Annotated in this window: 1 protein-coding gene and 3 pseudogenes; 2 read left to right on the top strand and 2 right to left on the bottom strand. The window is 54.1% G+C overall.

Features of this window, described 5'->3' with window-relative positions; all coding sequences use genetic code 11:
- Positions 1-95: 95 nt before the first annotated feature.
- Positions 96-371, top strand: a pseudogene (locus tag AO277_RS12235) (HU family DNA-binding protein); the annotation flags it as partial.
- A gap of 38 nt (positions 372-409) precedes the next feature.
- Positions 410-654: pseudogene (locus AO277_RS12225) on the top strand (addiction module antidote protein).
- Positions 655-777: 123 nt separating this feature from the next.
- Here the strand turns inward: AO277_RS12225 and AO277_RS12220 are convergent.
- Together AO277_RS12220 and AO277_RS12215 are read right to left on the bottom strand one after the other, a co-directional pair.
- On the bottom strand, positions 778-2,364 hold the full coding sequence (locus AO277_RS12220) for a glycoside hydrolase family 28 protein (protein WP_257214220.1): 1,587 nt from the start codon (positions 2,362-2,364) through the stop codon (positions 778-780).
- A 14-nt stretch (positions 2,365-2,378) separates the two neighbouring features.
- Positions 2,379-2,602: pseudogene (locus tag AO277_RS12215) on the bottom strand (carbon storage regulator).
- Positions 2,603-3,189 lie beyond the last annotated feature (587 nt).

The following is a 3,189-nucleotide window of genomic DNA, read 5'->3' as shown; positions in this document are numbered from 1 at the left end:
CGCCATGTGTAAGCCTGTGCTGAGGAGGGATCGACTCAATTTCGGCTATGATAACCGATTTCAAAATCCCACAATTTGCAGCCGCAGGCTGCCCTGTTCAGCAATTGGGACAGATCGTTGCCGACCAACTGGAAAGCGGTGCAGAAATCACTCTACCGGGCATCGGCAAATTGAAAGTGGCAGAGCGTCCAGCACGCACTGGCCGCAACCCTTCGACTGGTGCCGCCATCGAAATCGCTGCCAAGAAAGTCGTCAAGTTCGTCTCGGCTAAAGTGCTGAACGATGCGATCAAGAACGCAGGTTCATTCGCAAATAATCCCGGTTTGCTGGCTCGGATAGATGCAATCAATCCTGGTCGAAAAACGCGATGATTGCAGGTCCGGGCCATTTCGATTGCAGGCCGCTACACATAGGCATTTTGAAATTCCTATGCATTGAAGCAATCGCGATTTTTATCTCTGACGCCTTTGAGACGGGGGATGCGGAGTACATCGTGAAGGCTATGGGGGTTGTCGCAAGGGCCAAAGGGATGACCGAGCTTGCGCGTGAGACAGGTCTGTCTCGAGAGCAGCTTTACCGGTCAATCCAACCTTAAAAACCATGTTGACGGTAATGAGAGCCTTGGGCGTGGACATGACAGCTCGAATGCACTGATCCCCAAACCCCATTTTTGGGGTCAGGGGTGCAATGGAACAGAAAGTGCAATTAAATACCGTGAGCGCAGGAGAGTCCTGCGGCTCCTTAAGTCGGTTGGCTGTTCCATTGCTCCCCGGCCCCCTAGAACGGAGCCTCAGGCACCACGGATTTCATCGGTACGAACGCTGCCGTGCAATCGACCGGTGTTCCGTTACCAGGACTTCCGGTCACCGTGATGTCATCCTTTATCGAAGGCACCAGTTTGTTGGCGAAACTGACCGGTCCAGGCCCCAATATGAAGTGGGTCGAGGTGAGTCCGGTGAAGCTGGGTTGGGTTCCGTCAAAGACAACGTTATCCAGCGTGATGGAAATCGGGCGTTTCTGGCCGTTGTCGTTGTAGCCGCCAAACGTCGTTTTGCCGCCACCGAATCTCGGGCTGCCCAAGTAGTGGAAGCCTTTGACAGTGATACCGCTGAAGTCAGGGTACGAGGTTCCGCTGGCGCTGCCATAGTGAGTGTCGAACACCAGCGGGAATTTGACGTTGCGCATGCATATGTTCGCGTAGCTGACGCTGTCTACGGCTCCTCCGCTCTTGGCTCCTGACTTTATTCTCAGTCCAATGCCGTCTTGGCTGTCTGCGCCATCTGCTGCCAGATCCACAACGCTGACATTGTGTACGCCGCCGTTGGTTTCACTGCCGATGGACAAGCCGTGCCCATAGTAGAAGTGATTGTGCGCGAACATCAGGTCCCGGCTGCCGGGGAGGCGGCTGGACTTTATCGCTACGTTGTCATCGCCTGTACTGATATAGGAGTAGGCCAGCAGTACCTTGTTTGATTGGCCGGGGTCGAAGCCATCGGTGTTCTTCACGGTTTCCGGGGTAAAGCAGGTGCCCGGTGTCTTCTGGTCGGGCGTCGAACCGGTCGGGCAGTGATAACCCTCAACCGTATAGACGCGGCTGGGATTCAAAATCTTGATCCCCCAGACAGTCACCCCTGTCACGCCGTCAGTCACAATGTTGAAGGCCGGCGCGTTTTGCAGCGTTAGCCCCTGGATGACAAAGTCTGTCCCCCCACTGACCTGAATCAGGNTCTTCTGGTAAACAAGGTCCCACCAGCTACGCAGATTGGCATTTGCCCCTGAGGTAAGCAGACTCCCGCCGCGACCATCAATCACGCCTTTTCCTATCACGCCGCTGGCGCGGGTGTTTTTTGCAGAAATCAGCGAGCTGCAGGCGTCCTGATTGGCGACCGTGGTCACTCCGCAGGTGCCCTTGCCGTTGTCATAGTCTTTGGGGTTGCGTGACGCGAAAAGCGTAACGCCCTCGTCGACCCACAGCGTAACGCCGGACTTCAGTTGCAGAGGACCGCTGAGGAACGCTGAGTTGTCACCTGTGCCCTTGACAAGCTGGACGGCTTGTCCGGCGGCACAACCGTCGATTGCACTCTGGATTCTGTCCTGGTCAGGTCGGGAGTCGAGCGCCGCACTGTCGACACTGTCCAGTGAGCCGTTCCTGGGCGTTAGTGTGGCCTGTATCTGCTTACAAACTGGCGGGCTGGATGGCTCGCTTACCCTGCCCCAGGACGTGACTACTGCAGCGTCGCTGGCCGCCTGCGTGGGTAAAGTGACAGTAAGCGAAATACCCACGGAAGTGGCTATCCAGAATACGTGCCGAAACGTGCGGGCACCGTATTTTTGCCCCGCCGTAATGAAAGATTGCATGTTCATGAAAGCTTTCCTACCTATTTTTTGACCAATGAGCGCCACCGACACTTATGAATGATGGCAGGCCTGGGCTTGTGTTCAGTTACCTTTCTGTCAATGTCTCTGCATTGAACGATGCGACGTTCGGTGCTTCAATCCCGATACACACAATCTGATCGAACTCTGAAATAGCGAGAACTTGGATCTGAATCCCATCCTCAATCAGAATATTTTCACCTTCACGGCGAGTCAGAACAAGCATAGCGCTTTCCTTTCTTATTGATTGCCTGGAGGCGGACATGGACGAGCCTCTACTGATTCGGCCAAGCGGTGTAGCGGCTGGACATGCTTGGTCACGAAGAACCTTCATGGCCGCCAAGCCCAATTCCGCCAGGAAGAGTGCAATTGACGCGCTAAGCGCCAAAAGCCCCGCTTTAACAAGCACATGGTCAGTAGTGGGAAGGCCAATTTCAAGCAGAAACTCTCCAAAAATAAGCGCTCCAATGCATGCAATTGAAAGCTTCATAAGACATTCCATGCCTTTTTGCGGGGAGAAAGTTAAGCTCTGCTAATGTTGACTTGTCTTTTCTCGTGATTTTTAGGTAACGCAGCCTTTGGTTGGCGTTCATACCCATCAGGTTCCACAAGCGCAAAACCAAGAGCCCCTGTCATTGACTTGCATCAACAAAAGCATCAAGTAGGGGCTGTACCCCCGGAATCCCCGAAAACTCTGTCGGAAAACATCACCAGAGTGGTTACGGGGTCTGGGGAGCAATGGAACAGGGAAGTCAGTTAAGCGCAATTTCCTGATGGTCAGTGCATCGTTGGGGAGTTGGATCCGCAGCAATG

The sequence above is a fragment of the Pseudomonas amygdali genome (assembly GCF_002699855.1).
Taxonomy (GTDB): domain Bacteria; phylum Pseudomonadota; class Gammaproteobacteria; order Pseudomonadales; family Pseudomonadaceae; genus Aquipseudomonas; species Aquipseudomonas amygdali.
Note: the sequence above shows the minus strand (reverse complement) of the source record. Positions and strands in the feature narration are given on the sequence as shown.